The organism is Rhodobacter capsulatus SB 1003 (assembly GCF_000021865.1).
Taxonomy (GTDB): domain Bacteria; phylum Pseudomonadota; class Alphaproteobacteria; order Rhodobacterales; family Rhodobacteraceae; genus Rhodobacter; species Rhodobacter capsulatus_B.
This window is the reverse complement of sequence record NC_014034.1, coordinates 1,081,434-1,094,176: the sequence shown is the minus strand read 5'-3', so window position 1 is coordinate 1,094,176 and position 12,743 is coordinate 1,081,434. Positions and strand designations below refer to the sequence as shown.

The following is a 12,743-nucleotide window of genomic DNA, read 5'->3' as shown; positions in this document are numbered from 1 at the left end:
CGTTGACACATATGACGTTTTTGGATGCATCGAGGACATGCAGAAGATTGCAAGTTGGTGTCGAAAGTGGCGGAAAAACTCGACATTGGGGCGACATTTCCTGACAGAAAAGCGCTAAAGAGACTGCATCCGGCCGCAGATGGTAACATATTGGCGGATAAAGGATAAAAGGCGCCATAGAGGATGATCGCAAAGGCTGCTGCGCCGGTCTTGGGCATGGCAAGGTCGGCAAACGGTGCCGACCTTGCATATGGTCACGCGGAAAACAGGCAAAGCGCTGAATAGTAAAAGAAATGTATAGCCATTCGGTGAGGCGGCACGGCGACTAAGGTCGGCAGTCTATCTCGCCGGTGGAAGCGTCAGGAATCGACTGCAAACGGCAATCCTGACGTCAATTAAAGCACGACAATACGCAGAGCGATCCGTTGTCGAACTGGGATGCAGTTACGAGATGGACAGCAGCGCCCGATACGCCCGCTCGTGGGCACAGGGCTGACCAGAAAGCCAGCGCCCGATCGACTGTTGCGTCGTGCCCAGTATGGGCGCAGCCGCGTACGCGGTGATTTGGCGAGCATCGAGCCATGTCCGCAGGACATCCGAAAACGGCCGAGGGTCGTTGATTGGCGAAATGGTTAGCTCGGTCATATCACGATACCTAGTTTGGGATTGATCGCGGCCCACAGTTTGGCGCGGTGTCCAGCCAGTGCCTGATTACTCCACAGGGCATCTGGCATCCAGCCATCTGTCTGCCAGGTGTCGCCGCCGCAAACGGCCTGCCAACGCCAATGCACCGTACCGGTGCCGCCAGTCAGCTTGTGCCAGGTCGAAAACCCCATGTATGTGCTATCGCCGTAGCCTGTCTCCCATCCGGCAGGATAGATCTGCCACACCCCGAAGGGCGGTGAAAGGAATCCCCAAAGCACGCGGCGTACGGTGTCCTGCGCCAGATCCTCGACGGCCCGCACCGCGCGCTCGATGTCGCCAGAAGGTGGCGCCGCTGTAGCGCGCCGAGACGGTTGCCCGGGTATCGCGTGCCACATTATCGACCGGATTGCGGGCCTGGGACTGGGCTTGGACTGATCTGCCCACTCCGCATCACGCGCCGCCATTTCGAGCCTGCCGAGATAGTCCGACTGCTCCTCGGCCCATATTTGAGCGCGCGCGGCCGCCAGTTTGCCAGGAATGTGCCATGACCTGGTGCCGGATCCCCACCGCGCCCGCGGAAAGCGCGCTTTGAAACTGCTGATCAGGGTTGTGTCTTTGGGAAATTGCACAGCCGCCCCGCCATGCAGGCTGTTAATCGTAATGCGCAGACTGTCGCGGATGAGCATGGTTACCCCTTGGCCTGGGCAAACAGCTGACGCGCCACCGAAAAAGCGCCGTCATCGCGGTGATCGATCCACCATTTTGCCGCTGTCACGCCGCACATCGCGGTAATGACCACTGCATTTTGCACATCAAAAAGCTCAAGCTTATCTTCCCGAACCGCCGCGCGCTGCTTGTCCATCAGCACCACAAACTCCCGAATTTTGTCTGCGCGGATCTGACGAGACCAGTCGATCTGTTTGAGCGATCCGTCGAGGGGAGGCAGCCCATACTCGGCTTCGAGGTCCGCCAATGCTGTGGCCGCATTGGCGGCGGTACATGCCGGGCACGAGGCATTGAGCCCCGCCCAGGCAATGTAGCGCTGCCGATCCGCGTCTTTGCCGTACAGCTGCTTGGTGGCGGTGTGGCCGCAGGCATATTTGATGTCATACTGCGCCATCAGCATCTCCTGATCGTCCGGCGGTGCAGCCCCGTAGGGCCGCACTGGCAGGGCGGTCAGAGGCCCAGATGATCTTCGTAGGTGCCGAGCGGAAGCTGCAAGATCATCTGCTGGCGGATCTCCTCGACCTCGGCCGAGAGGCGGTTGACCTCTTTCTGGGCTGCCGTGAGGTTGGAGAATGCGAGGTCTCCGGCCGCAACGTCTTTATATTTAAACGCCCAGAAGGGATCCGCGTTGTCGTTGTCATCGGCGCCCGCCAGCTCGGAATTGCGCGGGAGCTTGTCGAGCGACCGCTGCCAGAAATCGCGGTCATATTCCGCGGCGGCCAGTTTGTCGGCCAGTTCGTGATGGCCGAGGCCAATCAGGCAGCCGATCGCAGCGTCGGTGGTCGGGCTGCCCAGCGTCTCGATGATGCGGCAGGTGGCGCGGTTGGTCATCTTGGCTCTCCATTCCGTGGGGGGATGCCCCGTTTGCATGCCCCCTTATACTAACGTAGCGTTAGTAAGTCAAGCGATTAAATTTTGCCGCCGGTGCCAGCACGCCGCCGATGAGGCTGATGCCGAACCATGCGAGCGGGCTATATCGGTCGGTTGATCGATCACGGCGTCCTCCCAAAGTAGACGACGCGGCCGACGACGCGCAGTTGATCGACGGATTCGGCGCCGAAGGTCTCGACCGGATAGCCCTCGTCGGCATTGTCCGAGACGAGTTCGAGACGACCGTCGAGGCGCCATCTGGCGCGTTTGACCAGGAGCCGGTCTGAGACGTTGAAGACGTAGATGCAGCCGTGCTCGACTTCGCGCTGGCTGTGATCGACGACGAGAAGCGCGCCGTCCGGGATCGTCGGCTTCATCGAGGTTCCACGCGCCCAGATGACCGAGCAGTGATCCGGTCTTGCGCCCTGGTTGGCGAGGAAACGGCGGGTGAAGGCGACCACGCCGTCGGCCTGTTCTGAGGCGGGCACCATGCCCGACCCGGCCGAGGCGTGCACATCGTTGTAAACGGGCAATCTGACGAAATCCGGTTGGCTGAAATCCATGATCGGCGCGGGGAGCCCTTGGGAGCTCCCTGCTGAAGACTGAAACATCTCTCCATCACCGGTGATAAGCCAATCCAGATTAACAGCGAAATCCTGTTTATAGCGAGCAAGGAACTGCATGTCAGGGGAGGTGTCTCCCCTCTCGTAGCCCCCCAATGTCTCTGGGTTCATCCCAAGAACACCTGCGAATGCTTTCCTGCTTTCGTGCCCTAACGCCTCACGGACCGCCGTAAGTCTCTGGGAAAACTCTGTTTTTGATACTGGTTTTCTACCCATCTATAAGTTCACTTTCTCTGTTTACTAAACAGAGAAGCGCTGTTATCCCTTACCTGTGTCGGCGGCGTGAGCCGCAGACGATTGCAACGAACGAAACCGAAAAAAGCCGATGCGCCAACATCGACTTTCCCCAGGAGGTCCCAGATGAGCAAAATCTGGACGAAAGCCCAGATCAAGTGCGCCCTTGAGGAGAAAGGCATGACCCTGACGGGCCTTGCCATCCTCAACGACATGAACCCGAGTCAGATGCGGTCCGTTTGGAGCCGCCCCGTCCGCTCTGCCGAGAAGGTCCTCGCCGATTTTCTTGGCGTGCCGCCCGCGGAGCTTTTCCCGACTCGTTATCCCATGCGGAAATCCTCGCTTCTTTCTGCCGAGAATGAAGCCCGGATCGCAAGGAAAAAAGCGGGTCTCGATCCTGACAAGGGAGTCGCAGCATGAGCCCGATTTCGTCCAAACCCACGCCCGTTCTTGACGGGTCCGCGGCCGGTTTTCGGCGTGCGGCCGGTGATCTTGGCGAGGCGATCGCCGTTCTGTCGGGTGGCTTGCCGCCCGACCAGTGGACGCGGTCGCGGTTGGCCCAGGCGCTGCGCGAGATCCAGTCGTTCCTGGTGGCGGAAGCGCATGAGCAGGATGGCCGCGCGGCGGTCAGTGAAGATCTGCTGCTGCGGGCGGCGGTGGCGTCGATGATGACGCATCCGGTGAGCGTTGCGATGCCGGTGGCGCTGGTGACGGAGGCCGGTCATGGGCGGTGAGGATCGCTTCGGGCTTGTCGAGATGATCGAGGACGTGATCGGCGCGGCGTCTATCGTCCTGACGATCTGGGTCGGGTGCTTTCTGGCCGGGGGGCTCGGCGGCATCGCCGGGGTGGCGCCGTGATGACGCGCCGCAAGCGTCTGGATGACCTCCTGCAGCTGCTGACGGTGCTGATCGTCATCGTGGCCCTGCCGATCGGGACGGCGCTGTGGGGGTTGGGCATCTATGCGGTGGTGGTGCAGCAATGACCCAGCATCGTCCGCATATCGTGAGCACCTCGGCGGGGTTTTCTGTCGCCGGTGTCGGCGGCAAGGCCCCGAAGTTTGACAGCCGGAAGAAGGCCGAAGCTTGGCTTGAGGGCCACTTCGAGACCATCCCCGAAAAGAAACGGCCGCAAAGCCGTTCGTGCATGTGCTGCCGCAAGCCGTTCCTGTCGCTGGGGTTTCACAACCGGCTGTGCGACCGGTGCCGCGGGGCTGGCGGCGCGCTGAGAGACGAGGTGCGCCCGCAGCTGCCGAAAGGCCGGGGGCGGTGATGGTCGGGATCGTGGCGATGAATGCCCATGAGGTCGCCGACCTGGTGGCGATGCATCTTCGGCTCGTCAGCGCCGTCGATGCGATCGCCGCCGAGGCGGCGTCCAAGCCGGAAACCAAAGACATCGGCCTGCAGCTGCAACTGGCTGCAGGCATGGCACGCACGAAGCGGCGCGCAGCCGCCGTGTGCTGAGAAACTCAGATGGATACAGGCATGACGACCGAAGTTTTCACTGACATCGCGCTGGATGCGATCCGTGTTCCGGAGGATCGGGCGCGGTCGTTCGATGCGGACGGCGCTGCGGCGCTGGCCGGGCTGATCGAGGTGCAGGGGTTGATGCACCCGATCACCGTGAAGCCGCATTTTGCGAGCACCGATGACCATCCGATCTATGTGCTGATCGCCGGTCTGCACCGGCTGCGCGCCTTCGAGCTGCTGGGGCGCGCGGCGATCCCGGCGCGGGTGCTTTCCGAGCGCTCGACCGACGAAGCGCGGATGGATGAGGTTCTGGAGAACCTCGGCCGCAACGAGCTGACGGCGCTGGACCGGGCGCAGCACCTGTACGAGCTGAAGGTGGTCTGGGATCGGATGCACCCTGACTTCGCAAACGGCGGTGGGAAAACTTTTCCCACCGGTGATGAGAAGGTGCAAATCTTCGGTTTTGCTACGGAAGTGGCCGAAAAAATCGGCATGTCGAAGCGCGCGATCAACATCGCCGTCAAGATCTGGACCGGCCTGACGCCTGACAGCCGCCGCCGTCTGGTGGGCACCAAGACCGCCTCGAACCAGTCGGAAATCAAGGCGCTGTCCGAGCAAAGCCCGGCCCGACAAGAGCGGATCATGGACATGTTGCTGAGCGATCCGCCGATCGCGGCCAGCGTGGCAGATGCGCTGGTGCTGATCGAGGCCGGATCGCGCCCGAGCGAGGTCGAAAAGCGCTACCAGGCGGTGCATCGCGCGATCGAGGCGCTGGACGATCACACGCTTGATCGGGTGGTCTTGGCCCATGAGGGGCGCGTGATCGCCTCCCTGCGTCGGCAGGGGAAGATCTGACATGCCCCCCCGTCACCGTGATCCCCTGACGAAAGACCTGTTCGAATGGCAGCCGAAGAAGGTTGCCGTCGGTTACAGCGCCGACGTCATCGGGCGCGGGCGGCTGGACAGCAAGATTGCGCGGATCATTGCCCATGCGCTGCGCGACGCGCGCGATAGTGGTCAGTCGAGAGCGCAAATCGCGCGCGACATGGCTGAGTTCCTTGGCCGTCCGGTGTCAGAGGCAATCCTCAACAAGTGGTGTTCCGAAGGGTCTGAGGAGCACCGCATCCCGCTCGATGCCTTCATCGCGCTCGTCAAGGTCACCGGGGCGCGTGACCTGCTTGGCTTCGTGCCGGGTGAGTTCGGCCTGACGGTGATCGAGGATGAATATGCCGCTCTGATCGAAGAGCGGCTTCTCGAAGAACACATCGAAGAAATGCAGGCACGCCGGGCGGCTCTGGCCGCTCGTCGGAGGGTGAACCGTTGAAAGACCTTGTGACGACTTCCGCACCTCAGACCTTCTTCACGGCACGCGAGCTGGCTGAGATCTCCAAAGCGCGCGGACTGACGTGCTTTCCGCAAGCCGAGCGCGGCGCCAGAGATTATGCCGCGCGCAATGGATGGAATGAGCTTGGAAAAAATCTGGCCCGCAAGCGCCCCGGAAAGGTCGGCGGCGGCGGGATGGAGTACCACATCAGCCTGATGCCGGAGCCGCTGCGGCTGGCCTATGAGGGCAGTCTGATCACTGCTGGCCTCAAAGCCCGTCTGGAGGCCGAGCACTCGGCGGATGATCGCCGGATCGCGGCGCTGAAGGCCAGCACGCTGCCCGCCCGCGCCCGCAATGTGATGGAAGCCCGTGCCGAGATCCTGAAGGCGATCGAGGGCTATGCGATTTCGCAGGGGATGGGCCGTGCCTGGGGCGTGGCGCAGTTCCTGAACGCACAGGCCGCGATGGTCGTGCGTCAGGAAATCGAGGCGCGGCGGGATTGCGGGGAAATCCTGACGGATCGCGAGATCGCCAGCCTGGCGCGGCCGCTGCTTCTGAAGACCGGGTTCATGATTGACCCGGAGCGGATCGTGGTGGCGAATGACCGCCGCGGCAAGCCCTCTGTCGGTCGCAGCGCGATCTATGACTGGTTCAAGACTCGCGACGAAAAGGGCGTCGTGGCGCTGGCCCCTGCGGCGACGAAAGAGGAAATGCCGATCCCGCCCGCCTTCGCGGACTTCCTTCGGCACTATGCTATGCCCAGCAAGCCGTCGATCGCCGATGCCTATCGCGAATATCTCAAGGAAGCCGCGGCGAAAGACGGTGTGCAGCTGATGACGCTGACGCTGTCGCAGGTCGAATACATCCTGCGGGTGCGGATGAACAACATCGAGAAGCACGTCGGCCGCGAAGGCATGCTGACACTGCGCTCGCGCCTGCCCTATGTCACCCGCACCACCGACGACATGTGGCCGACCACGGTTTACACCGCCGACGGCAAGACCTTCGACGCCGAGATCGAGGACCCGGTCAGCCACAATGCGATCCGGCCCGAAATCACCACGGTCATGGATCTGGTGACGCGCAAGGTGGTTGGCATTTCGCTTGGCCGGTCGGAAAATCAGAAGTCCGTGGCCGAGGCGCTGCGGCGGTCCTGCGTCTCGCACGGGATCTGCGCGATCTTCTATGTGGACCGCGGCCCCGGCTATCGCAACGAGGCGATGGATGCTGACGTGTCCGGCCTGATGGGGCGGCTGGGCATCACGAAGGCCCATGCCGCGCCCTATGGGTCGCAGGCAAAGGGGCGCATCGAGCGCATTCAGCACACGATCTGGGACCGGCTTGCCAAGCGCCTGCCGACCTACATCGGCACCGACATGGACAAGGAGGCTGGCGACAAGATCCACAAGCTGACCCGTCGCGAGATCCGCGAATACGGCCGGTCGCGCAACCTGCCGACCTGGGCGGAGTTCGTGAAGCTGTGCGAGGACATGGTCGCCGAATACAACGCCAAGCCGCACAGCAGCCTGCCGCAGATCCGCGACCCGGAGACGGGCAAGCTGCGCCACATGTCGCCCAACGAGTGCTGGGAGGCCCATGTGGTGCGCGGTTTCGAGCCCGTGACGGTCGATCCGGCCGAGGCCGACGATCTTTTCCGCCCCTACGAGATCCGTACCACACGGCGCGGCGAGGTGCTGTGGAACACCAACCAGTATTTCGATCACGCGCTTGCCCCCTATCACGAGCCGAAGGTGATGGTCGGTTACGACTATCACCAGGCCGATCGGGTCTGGGTGCGCGAGTTCGACAAGGAAACCGGGCAGCCCGGCAAACTGATCTGCGTTGCCCGCTTCATGGCGAATGCCGAGCGCTATTTCCCGGTCAGCTATGAGCAGCAGGCCATCGAAAACCGCGCCAAGGGTCAGCTGAAGCGGCTGGAACGCAAGGTCGCGGCCGTTGAAGCCGAGCGCGCGGGGCAGCAGCTGGTCGATCTGCGGGCTCAGAACATCCCCGCAGGAATGTTCGATGCGCCTGCGGCCGAGATGGTGACGATCACCGCGCCGAGCACCGTCAGCATTGCGCCCGTCGAAGCTGCATCGGCACCCGCTGCGAAGCGTCGGACCTTCGCTTCGGACGAGGCGCTCGCCGCCTGGGCGCTGGAGCATCCGGAAGAACTGAAACCTAACCAGATCGCCGTTTTGCGGGGCTGCCTGAACAGCTCGACCGCGCGGGAGCTGTTTCGAATGTCAGGCATCGACTTGGAGGCGCTGCGAAACCTCCTCCGCGCCGTTGCCTGACGAACTTCACTGGGAAGATGAGGGAGCATAACATGAGAAACGTTTTTGTCGAGACGAGCAACGTCCGCGAATTCTACGCCTCGCTTAAGAAGCTCAACGAACGCGGCGCCGAAGAGGCCTGCATGGTCGTTGTCGATGGCAAGCCGGGCCTTGGCAAGACCACGACGCTCAATCGCTGGGTCACCCAGACTGGCAGCGTCTATCTGCGGGCGCAGAAGGGCTGGGATTACGGCTGGTTCATCCAGGAGCTTCTGGCCGAACTGTCGGTAGACCCGAAGAGCATCCGCGGCAAGCGGGATCGGTTCGCGCGTGTCCTGAGCGAGCTTCAAGACCGGGCCGATCGGGCGGCGCTGCGGGATCGGACCTTCGGCATCGTGATCGACGAATGCGACCTGGTGTCGTCGCGCGGCGAGATCATGGAGGCGATCCGCGGTATTTCCGACCTGAAGTTCTTGCCGACGATCCTTGTCGGCATGGGAACGCTGCGCGACAACCTGCGCCGCTTTCCGCAGATCGAGAGCCGGGCACCGAACAAGGTCGCGTTCACCCCCGCCACGATCGACGACGCCCGGGCCATCATTCGCGAGCGGTGCGAGGTGCCGGTCGCCGAGGAGCTGATCCAGTATGTCTGGCGGGCCTCGAAGGGCTTCAACCGGGAAATCCTGGACGCGATCGCGCATATCGAACGGTTCGGCCTGCGCGCCGAGATCGACGATGACGGTGTGACGCTGGCCGACATGGCCGGTCAGCCGATCATGACCGACCGCACGAACGGCAAGGAAATCATCGTGACGGTGGCGGCGTGATGGCGAGCTTTGGCCCCGGAGAGCTGCAGATGAAGGTGCTGCAGCACCTTGCGCTTCCGCTGACGGCACCGACGATCCAGATCGCCCTTGCGCTGGAGGTGTCCCCGAAGCGGGTGTCGAAAGCGGCGGCGTCGCTGGTCGATCGCGGTTATATCTCCCGCGATCGGCCCGGGATCTACAAGATCACCTTCCGCGGGTTACAGGCCATTGCCGATGGCAAGGTCATCACCAGCGGCCCGGTCGATGCCTCTAGCAATGTGCTGTCGCGCCCCGAAACGAACGGGTTTCGCGATCGCGTCTGGCGCTCGATGCGGCTGCGCGGGACCTTCACGATCTCGGATGTGGTCTGCGATGCCGTCGATGGCGAGCGCGACGCGATGACCAACGCCGGGAGCTATATCCGCGTCCTGAAATCCTCCGGGTATGTGTCGGAGCTGCCCGGGCGTCGGAAGGGCACGAAGCCCGGGTCGAATGGGCTGAAGCGGTTTCGCCTGGATCGCAACACCGGACCCCGGGCGCCGCTGCATCGTTCGAAACTGGGCATCGTGCACGATTTCAACACCGGGGAGGATATCCCGTGTCGCTGATCTCGCTGCCGAACCCGGAATGGATCGAGCTGCTGAAGGCCGAAGCGGCCAAGGGCAAGCCGATCGCGCAGATCGCGCGCGAAGTTGGCATGAAGCGGCCCTCCGTCTCGATGCTGATCAACGGCACCTATCCGGCCAAGAGCCTCGATCTGGTGACGCGCAAGCATGGCGCGGCCGTGATGCAGCTCTACCGCTCCCAGATGATGTGCCCGCACCTGCGCCGCGGCATCTCGGCCGACGACTGCCGGGCCTTCGCCACCGCGCCGATGTCCACCTCGAACCCCGAAAAGCTGAAGCACTGGGGCGCCTGCCGGGCCTGCCCCATCAACCCGACGAAAGGAAATGACGGTGTCTAACAGGTCCAAGAAGACCAAGACCAAGGCGAGCGCTTTGCCGATCCCGCAAGACGACAGCGAGGCGCGCAGCGCCATTCGCGAGATCGGCGATCTGAACCGGAAGATTGCCCGCGCCGAAGCGGATCTGAATGACGAAATCGCGGCCCTGCAGGAAAAATACGGGACGCTGGTCGAGCCGCTGCGTGCCGAGATCGAGGCGAAGACCGAAGGCCTGAAGATGTTCTGCGAGGTGAATCGCGACCGGCTCACGCGGGGCAACAAGGTCAAGTTCGCGCGCTTCACGACGGGCGAGATCAGCTGGAAGCTGCGGCCCGCGAAAGTGACGATCCGCAAGGTCGATGAGGTGCTTGCCACGATCAAGAAGCTGGGTCTGGCAGCGCAGTTCATTCGCACCAAGGAAGAGCTGAACAAGGAAGCGATGCTGGCCAACCGCCAGCTCGCCAAGACGATCGCCGGGGTCACGATCGGCAGCGACGGCGAAGATTTCATCGTGGAGCCGTTCGAGACCGAACTGCCGGAGGGGGTGTGATGCGCGCGGACCAAGATAGCGGGAAGGTGCTGGAGGCGGTGATCGTCGGCTTGGACGGTGCGCCCGACGAAAGCTTGCTGAACGTGTTTCAGGGCTATGGCGGCAGCGTCAGGTTTTCCAGCGGCACATACACGGCACGGCTGTGCCGGATCACCGCGAGCTGCACCGAAGGCGATCGCGCCGCCGTCAAGGCGTGGCTGCGCAAAGCAAAAGAGATCGATCGCCATCACTGACAACGCTTTTACCGGCCGTCCACTCCGGCCGGGCCTACCCCGCCACTCGCGGACCCACTCAGAAGACCAACCGAACCAAACAGGAGGCCCCCATGGGCAAGACTTTCTCGAAATCCGACCTGGTCGACGCAGTCGCGGCCCAGACCGGTTTTGCCAAGACCAACGTCAAGGACATGCTGGACGCCACGCTGGGCGTGATCACCGCCCAGACCGAAGCCGGGTCGAAGGTGACCCTGATGGGCTTCGGCTCCTTTGAACAGCGTCAGAAAAAGGCGCGCATGGGCCGCAACCCGGCCACCGGGGAACAGGTCGAGATCCCCGCCAGCGCGCATCTCGCCTTCAAGCCCGCGAAGCCGAAGAAATCCTGACGCGAAACGCCCCCGGACAACCGGGGGCGTCGTCCCGGCGTGGTGGCCGGGGCCTGATGAGCAGCCGGAGGATGGCATGTATTACACGAACCAGCTCGAAGACGGTCGCGTCGAGCTCTACGCGCTGAGGCCGGTCACGGTCGCGGTCTTTTATGATGCCGCGCTTGCGGAGACCGTTGCTGACGGTCTGAATGACCTTGAGAGCCTGCGCGTCGGAGAACCCGACCAGCCAGACGAGCTTCTGGAAAACGACTCGGCCCCCGATTTTCACGGCGTGACGATCGAGATCGAGGAGCATCCGGCCGTCGCGGACGATTATGACACGGAATTCGAGCCGCTGGGCACGGAGGATGCCGACAAGCTGCTCGAAGCCATCATCGCGTCGAAGCCCGCCGAGGTCGCGGATGATGCGGTAGACATCGCCGTCGAAGAGGTCGCGCCGCCCGTCGAGGCCGCCGTTGCCGAGGTGGCCGCGCCGCGGGGCGAGCCGAGCGATGCGGATTGGGCTGATGCCTTCCTGGCCGTCGAAGGCGGGTCGAATATGGCGGAAGTCGCCGCGACGCTGGGCGTGAGCATGCCCAAGCTGCGCGGGCGCTATGTGGCCTGGTCTGGGGCGAAGAAAAAGGCGGCGACGCAGTCCGTTGCGGCGTTCGTGGCGCCCATCGCCCCGCTGCCCGACGTGTCCGCACAAAAGGATGAGCCCAAGCCGCTTTGGTGGCGCGAGCTGACCGAGTTCCTGGGCAAGCTCGGCTATCGCGGCGGCTGGTCGGCGGGCCTCGATCTGGCGCTGGTCGAAGGTCTGGCGAGCGGCAAGCAGATGGCCGTCGTGGCTGACGAGATCGGCAAGGAAGTTGGCGAGGCCAAGGCGCGCTTCATCGCGCTGACGCCGAACGGCGTGACGATCGAGCGGCAGACGCAGCTGCTGCAGGTGCTGCGCGCCCGGGCCGGTGTCCTGAAATGATGATCTCGACCGACTTCGGGGTGCATATCAACCCGCAGTTCGTCGCGGCGATGGAGTGGGTCACGGGGCCCACTCCCAAGCCCAGCGGCTTTCGGGCGCTGCGGGTGACGATGTGCACGGGCGCTGTGTTTCACATCGAGGCGGCTCAGACGAACTTCGGGGCCGACGACATCGAGGTCGCGATCCTCAAAGCGCATGCGGGGCTGAAATGAACCTGAACACCGTGATCAACATCGCCAAGGGCCAGATCGGCATGGCCGAGGACGATTACCGCGCCATGCTGGAGCGGGTGACCGGGAAGGCTTCGCTGAAGCTGATGACGGACCGTCAGAAAACTGCGGTTCTTGACGAGATGAAGCGCATGGGCTTCCAGAAGACCGGCGGCAAGCGCGCCCCCGCCGCCCGCCGCGATGTTCGCTACTGCCATGTCCTCTGGGGCCTGCTGCACAAGGCGGGCGTCGCGAATGTGGCGGGCGCGAAGGGGCTGAACGCCTTCATCCGGTCGCGCTATGGCGCCGCCTGGGGCGCGGTGCCGATCGACATCGACCGGATGACCGACGCCAAGCAGATCAGCACCGTGATCGAGGCCCTGCAGGCCTGGTGCAAACGCCACAACATCCCCACCGAATTGCCCAGAGAGGGAGATCGGAAATGATGACCTTCGTGCTTGACTATCTGCGCGCCCATTACTGGCTGACCGTCGCCGCCCCGGGCGCG

Annotated in this window: 22 protein-coding genes and 1 other RNA gene; 19 read left to right on the top strand and 4 right to left on the bottom strand. The window is 63.3% G+C overall.

Annotated features, from left to right (window positions below; translation table 11 throughout):
- Positions 1 to 641: 641 nt before the first annotated feature.
- The 4 genes from RCAP_RS05095 to RCAP_RS05080 form a co-directional block, all read right to left on the bottom strand.
- Positions 642 to 1,331 carry a hypothetical protein gene (locus RCAP_RS05095; protein WP_013066756.1) on the bottom strand — a complete coding sequence of 230 codons (690 nt, stop codon included), beginning with the start codon at positions 1,329 to 1,331 and terminating at the stop codon, positions 642 to 644.
- A 2-nt stretch (positions 1,332 to 1,333) separates the two neighbouring features.
- Positions 1,334 to 1,765, bottom strand: coding sequence for a hypothetical protein (locus RCAP_RS18325; RefSeq protein ID WP_238530225.1), 432 nt, complete (start codon positions 1,763 to 1,765; stop codon positions 1,334 to 1,336).
- A gap of 56 nt (positions 1,766 to 1,821) precedes the next feature.
- A complete protein-coding gene (locus RCAP_RS05085; protein WP_013066754.1) occupies positions 1,822 to 2,202 on the bottom strand; it encodes a hypothetical protein in 381 nt (126 codons plus the stop codon).
- A gap of 161 nt (positions 2,203 to 2,363) precedes the next feature.
- Positions 2,364 to 2,924: a S24 family peptidase gene (locus RCAP_RS05080; protein WP_238530224.1), complete on the bottom strand. Its 561-nt coding sequence runs from the start codon at positions 2,922 to 2,924 to the stop codon at positions 2,364 to 2,366.
- Between the two features lie 300 nt (positions 2,925 to 3,224).
- Here RCAP_RS05080 and RCAP_RS05075 point away from each other — a divergent pair, with 300 nt between their 5' ends.
- The 19 genes from RCAP_RS05075 (at position 3,225) to RCAP_RS05000 (ending at position 12,681) form a co-directional block, all read left to right on the top strand.
- Positions 3,225 to 3,518 (top strand): helix-turn-helix domain-containing protein, encoded by a 294-nt coding sequence (locus RCAP_RS05075; RefSeq protein ID WP_013066752.1) that lies wholly within the window; start codon positions 3,225 to 3,227, stop codon positions 3,516 to 3,518.
- On the top strand, positions 3,515 to 3,832 hold the full coding sequence (locus tag RCAP_RS05070) for a hypothetical protein (RefSeq protein WP_013066751.1): 318 nt from the start codon (positions 3,515 to 3,517) through the stop codon (positions 3,830 to 3,832). Before RCAP_RS05075 ends, RCAP_RS05070 begins: the two co-directional genes overlap by 4 nt.
- Positions 3,822 to 3,956, top strand: a complete 135-nt coding sequence (locus tag RCAP_RS20015; RefSeq protein WP_013066750.1) for a hypothetical protein — start codon at positions 3,822 to 3,824, stop codon at positions 3,954 to 3,956. Before RCAP_RS05070 ends, RCAP_RS20015 begins: the two co-directional genes overlap by 11 nt.
- Positions 3,956 to 4,081: a hypothetical protein gene (locus RCAP_RS20010; protein ID WP_013066749.1), complete on the top strand. Its 126-nt coding sequence runs from the start codon at positions 3,956 to 3,958 to the stop codon at positions 4,079 to 4,081. The genes RCAP_RS20015 and RCAP_RS20010 overlap by 1 nt, the downstream gene beginning before the upstream one ends.
- Entirely contained in the window at positions 4,078 to 4,368 is a 291-nt protein-coding gene (locus RCAP_RS05065; protein WP_013066748.1) for a hypothetical protein, read from the top strand. Before RCAP_RS20010 ends, RCAP_RS05065 begins: the two co-directional genes overlap by 4 nt.
- Positions 4,368 to 4,559, top strand: coding sequence for a hypothetical protein (locus RCAP_RS05060; RefSeq protein ID WP_013066747.1), 192 nt, complete (start codon positions 4,368 to 4,370; stop codon positions 4,557 to 4,559). The genes RCAP_RS05065 and RCAP_RS05060 overlap by 1 nt, the downstream gene beginning before the upstream one ends.
- A 21-nt stretch (positions 4,560 to 4,580) precedes the next feature.
- Positions 4,581 to 5,420 carry a ParB/RepB/Spo0J family partition protein gene (locus RCAP_RS05055; protein ID WP_238530223.1) on the top strand — a complete coding sequence of 280 codons (840 nt, stop codon included), beginning with the start codon at positions 4,581 to 4,583 and terminating at the stop codon, positions 5,418 to 5,420.
- Position 5,421: 1 nt separating this feature from the next.
- Positions 5,422 to 5,889: a hypothetical protein gene (locus RCAP_RS05050; protein WP_013066745.1), complete on the top strand. Its 468-nt coding sequence runs from the start codon at positions 5,422 to 5,424 to the stop codon at positions 5,887 to 5,889.
- 8 nt (positions 5,890 to 5,897) lie between these two features.
- A complete protein-coding gene (locus RCAP_RS05045) occupies positions 5,898 to 8,186 on the top strand; it encodes a Mu transposase C-terminal domain-containing protein (protein WP_044033673.1) in 2,289 nt (762 codons plus the stop codon).
- A gap of 32 nt (positions 8,187 to 8,218) precedes the next feature.
- Entirely contained in the window at positions 8,219 to 8,992 is a 774-nt protein-coding gene (locus tag RCAP_RS05040) for an AAA family ATPase (RefSeq protein WP_013066743.1), read from the top strand.
- Positions 8,992 to 9,579, top strand: coding sequence for a helix-turn-helix domain-containing protein (locus RCAP_RS05035; RefSeq protein WP_013066742.1), 588 nt, complete (start codon positions 8,992 to 8,994; stop codon positions 9,577 to 9,579). Before RCAP_RS05040 ends, RCAP_RS05035 begins: the two co-directional genes overlap by 1 nt.
- Complete coding sequence (locus RCAP_RS05030) at positions 9,570 to 9,935, top strand: hypothetical protein (protein WP_013066741.1); 366 nt, start codon at positions 9,570 to 9,572, stop codon at positions 9,933 to 9,935. The genes RCAP_RS05035 and RCAP_RS05030 overlap by 10 nt, the downstream gene beginning before the upstream one ends.
- Complete coding sequence (locus RCAP_RS05025; protein ID WP_013066740.1) at positions 9,922 to 10,464, top strand: host-nuclease inhibitor Gam family protein; 543 nt, start codon at positions 9,922 to 9,924, stop codon at positions 10,462 to 10,464. Before RCAP_RS05030 ends, RCAP_RS05025 begins: the two co-directional genes overlap by 14 nt.
- A complete protein-coding gene (locus RCAP_RS05020) occupies positions 10,464 to 10,697 on the top strand; it encodes a YggL 50S ribosome-binding family protein (RefSeq protein ID WP_016042339.1) in 234 nt (77 codons plus the stop codon). The genes RCAP_RS05025 and RCAP_RS05020 overlap by 1 nt, the downstream gene beginning before the upstream one ends.
- Positions 10,698 to 10,789: 92 nt before the next feature.
- Positions 10,790 to 11,065 (top strand): HU family DNA-binding protein, encoded by a 276-nt coding sequence (locus RCAP_RS05015; RefSeq protein WP_013066738.1) that lies wholly within the window; start codon positions 10,790 to 10,792, stop codon positions 11,063 to 11,065.
- An RNA gene (locus RCAP_RS18775) (hammerhead ribozyme type II) lies at positions 11,065 to 11,135 on the top strand. Before RCAP_RS05015 ends, RCAP_RS18775 begins: the two co-directional genes overlap by 1 nt.
- A 6-nt stretch (positions 11,136 to 11,141) precedes the next feature.
- Positions 11,142 to 12,026 carry a hypothetical protein gene (locus RCAP_RS05010; protein WP_013066737.1) on the top strand — a complete coding sequence of 295 codons (885 nt, stop codon included), beginning with the start codon at positions 11,142 to 11,144 and terminating at the stop codon, positions 12,024 to 12,026.
- Positions 12,023 to 12,238: a hypothetical protein gene (locus RCAP_RS05005; RefSeq protein ID WP_013066736.1), complete on the top strand. Its 216-nt coding sequence runs from the start codon at positions 12,023 to 12,025 to the stop codon at positions 12,236 to 12,238. The genes RCAP_RS05010 and RCAP_RS05005 overlap by 4 nt, the downstream gene beginning before the upstream one ends.
- Complete coding sequence (locus tag RCAP_RS05000; RefSeq protein ID WP_013066735.1) at positions 12,235 to 12,681, top strand: regulatory protein GemA; 447 nt, start codon at positions 12,235 to 12,237, stop codon at positions 12,679 to 12,681. Before RCAP_RS05005 ends, RCAP_RS05000 begins: the two co-directional genes overlap by 4 nt.
- Positions 12,682 to 12,743 lie beyond the last annotated feature (62 nt).

Coding starts and splice junctions, on each gene's coding strand:
- RCAP_RS05095 (WP_013066756.1), bottom strand. CDS start 1,331: ATGCTCATCCGCGACAGTCTGCGCATTACGATTAACAGCCTGCATGGC.
- RCAP_RS18325 (WP_238530225.1), bottom strand. CDS start 1,765: ATGGCGCAGTATGACATCAAATATGCCTGCGGCCACACCGCCACCAAG.
- RCAP_RS05085 (WP_013066754.1), bottom strand. CDS start 2,202: ATGACCAACCGCGCCACCTGCCGCATCATCGAGACGCTGGGCAGCCCG.
- RCAP_RS05080 (WP_238530224.1), bottom strand. CDS start 2,924: ATGCAGTTCCTTGCTCGCTATAAACAGGATTTCGCTGTTAATCTGGAT.
- RCAP_RS05075 (WP_013066752.1), top strand. CDS start 3,225: ATGAGCAAAATCTGGACGAAAGCCCAGATCAAGTGCGCCCTTGAGGAG.
- RCAP_RS05070 (WP_013066751.1), top strand. CDS start 3,515: ATGAGCCCGATTTCGTCCAAACCCACGCCCGTTCTTGACGGGTCCGCG.
- RCAP_RS20015 (WP_013066750.1), top strand. CDS start 3,822: ATGGGCGGTGAGGATCGCTTCGGGCTTGTCGAGATGATCGAGGACGTG.
- RCAP_RS20010 (WP_013066749.1), top strand. CDS start 3,956: ATGACGCGCCGCAAGCGTCTGGATGACCTCCTGCAGCTGCTGACGGTG.
- RCAP_RS05065 (WP_013066748.1), top strand. CDS start 4,078: ATGACCCAGCATCGTCCGCATATCGTGAGCACCTCGGCGGGGTTTTCT.
- RCAP_RS05060 (WP_013066747.1), top strand. CDS start 4,368: ATGGTCGGGATCGTGGCGATGAATGCCCATGAGGTCGCCGACCTGGTG.
- RCAP_RS05055 (WP_238530223.1), top strand. CDS start 4,581: ATGACGACCGAAGTTTTCACTGACATCGCGCTGGATGCGATCCGTGTT.
- RCAP_RS05050 (WP_013066745.1), top strand. CDS start 5,422: ATGCCCCCCCGTCACCGTGATCCCCTGACGAAAGACCTGTTCGAATGG.
- RCAP_RS05040 (WP_013066743.1), top strand. CDS start 8,219: ATGAGAAACGTTTTTGTCGAGACGAGCAACGTCCGCGAATTCTACGCC.
- RCAP_RS05035 (WP_013066742.1), top strand. CDS start 8,992: ATGGCGAGCTTTGGCCCCGGAGAGCTGCAGATGAAGGTGCTGCAGCAC.
- RCAP_RS05025 (WP_013066740.1), top strand. CDS start 9,922: ATGACGGTGTCTAACAGGTCCAAGAAGACCAAGACCAAGGCGAGCGCT.
- RCAP_RS05020 (WP_016042339.1), top strand. CDS start 10,464: ATGCGCGCGGACCAAGATAGCGGGAAGGTGCTGGAGGCGGTGATCGTC.
- RCAP_RS05015 (WP_013066738.1), top strand. CDS start 10,790: ATGGGCAAGACTTTCTCGAAATCCGACCTGGTCGACGCAGTCGCGGCC.
- RCAP_RS05010 (WP_013066737.1), top strand. CDS start 11,142: ATGTATTACACGAACCAGCTCGAAGACGGTCGCGTCGAGCTCTACGCG.
- RCAP_RS05005 (WP_013066736.1), top strand. CDS start 12,023: ATGATGATCTCGACCGACTTCGGGGTGCATATCAACCCGCAGTTCGTC.
- RCAP_RS05000 (WP_013066735.1), top strand. CDS start 12,235: ATGAACCTGAACACCGTGATCAACATCGCCAAGGGCCAGATCGGCATG.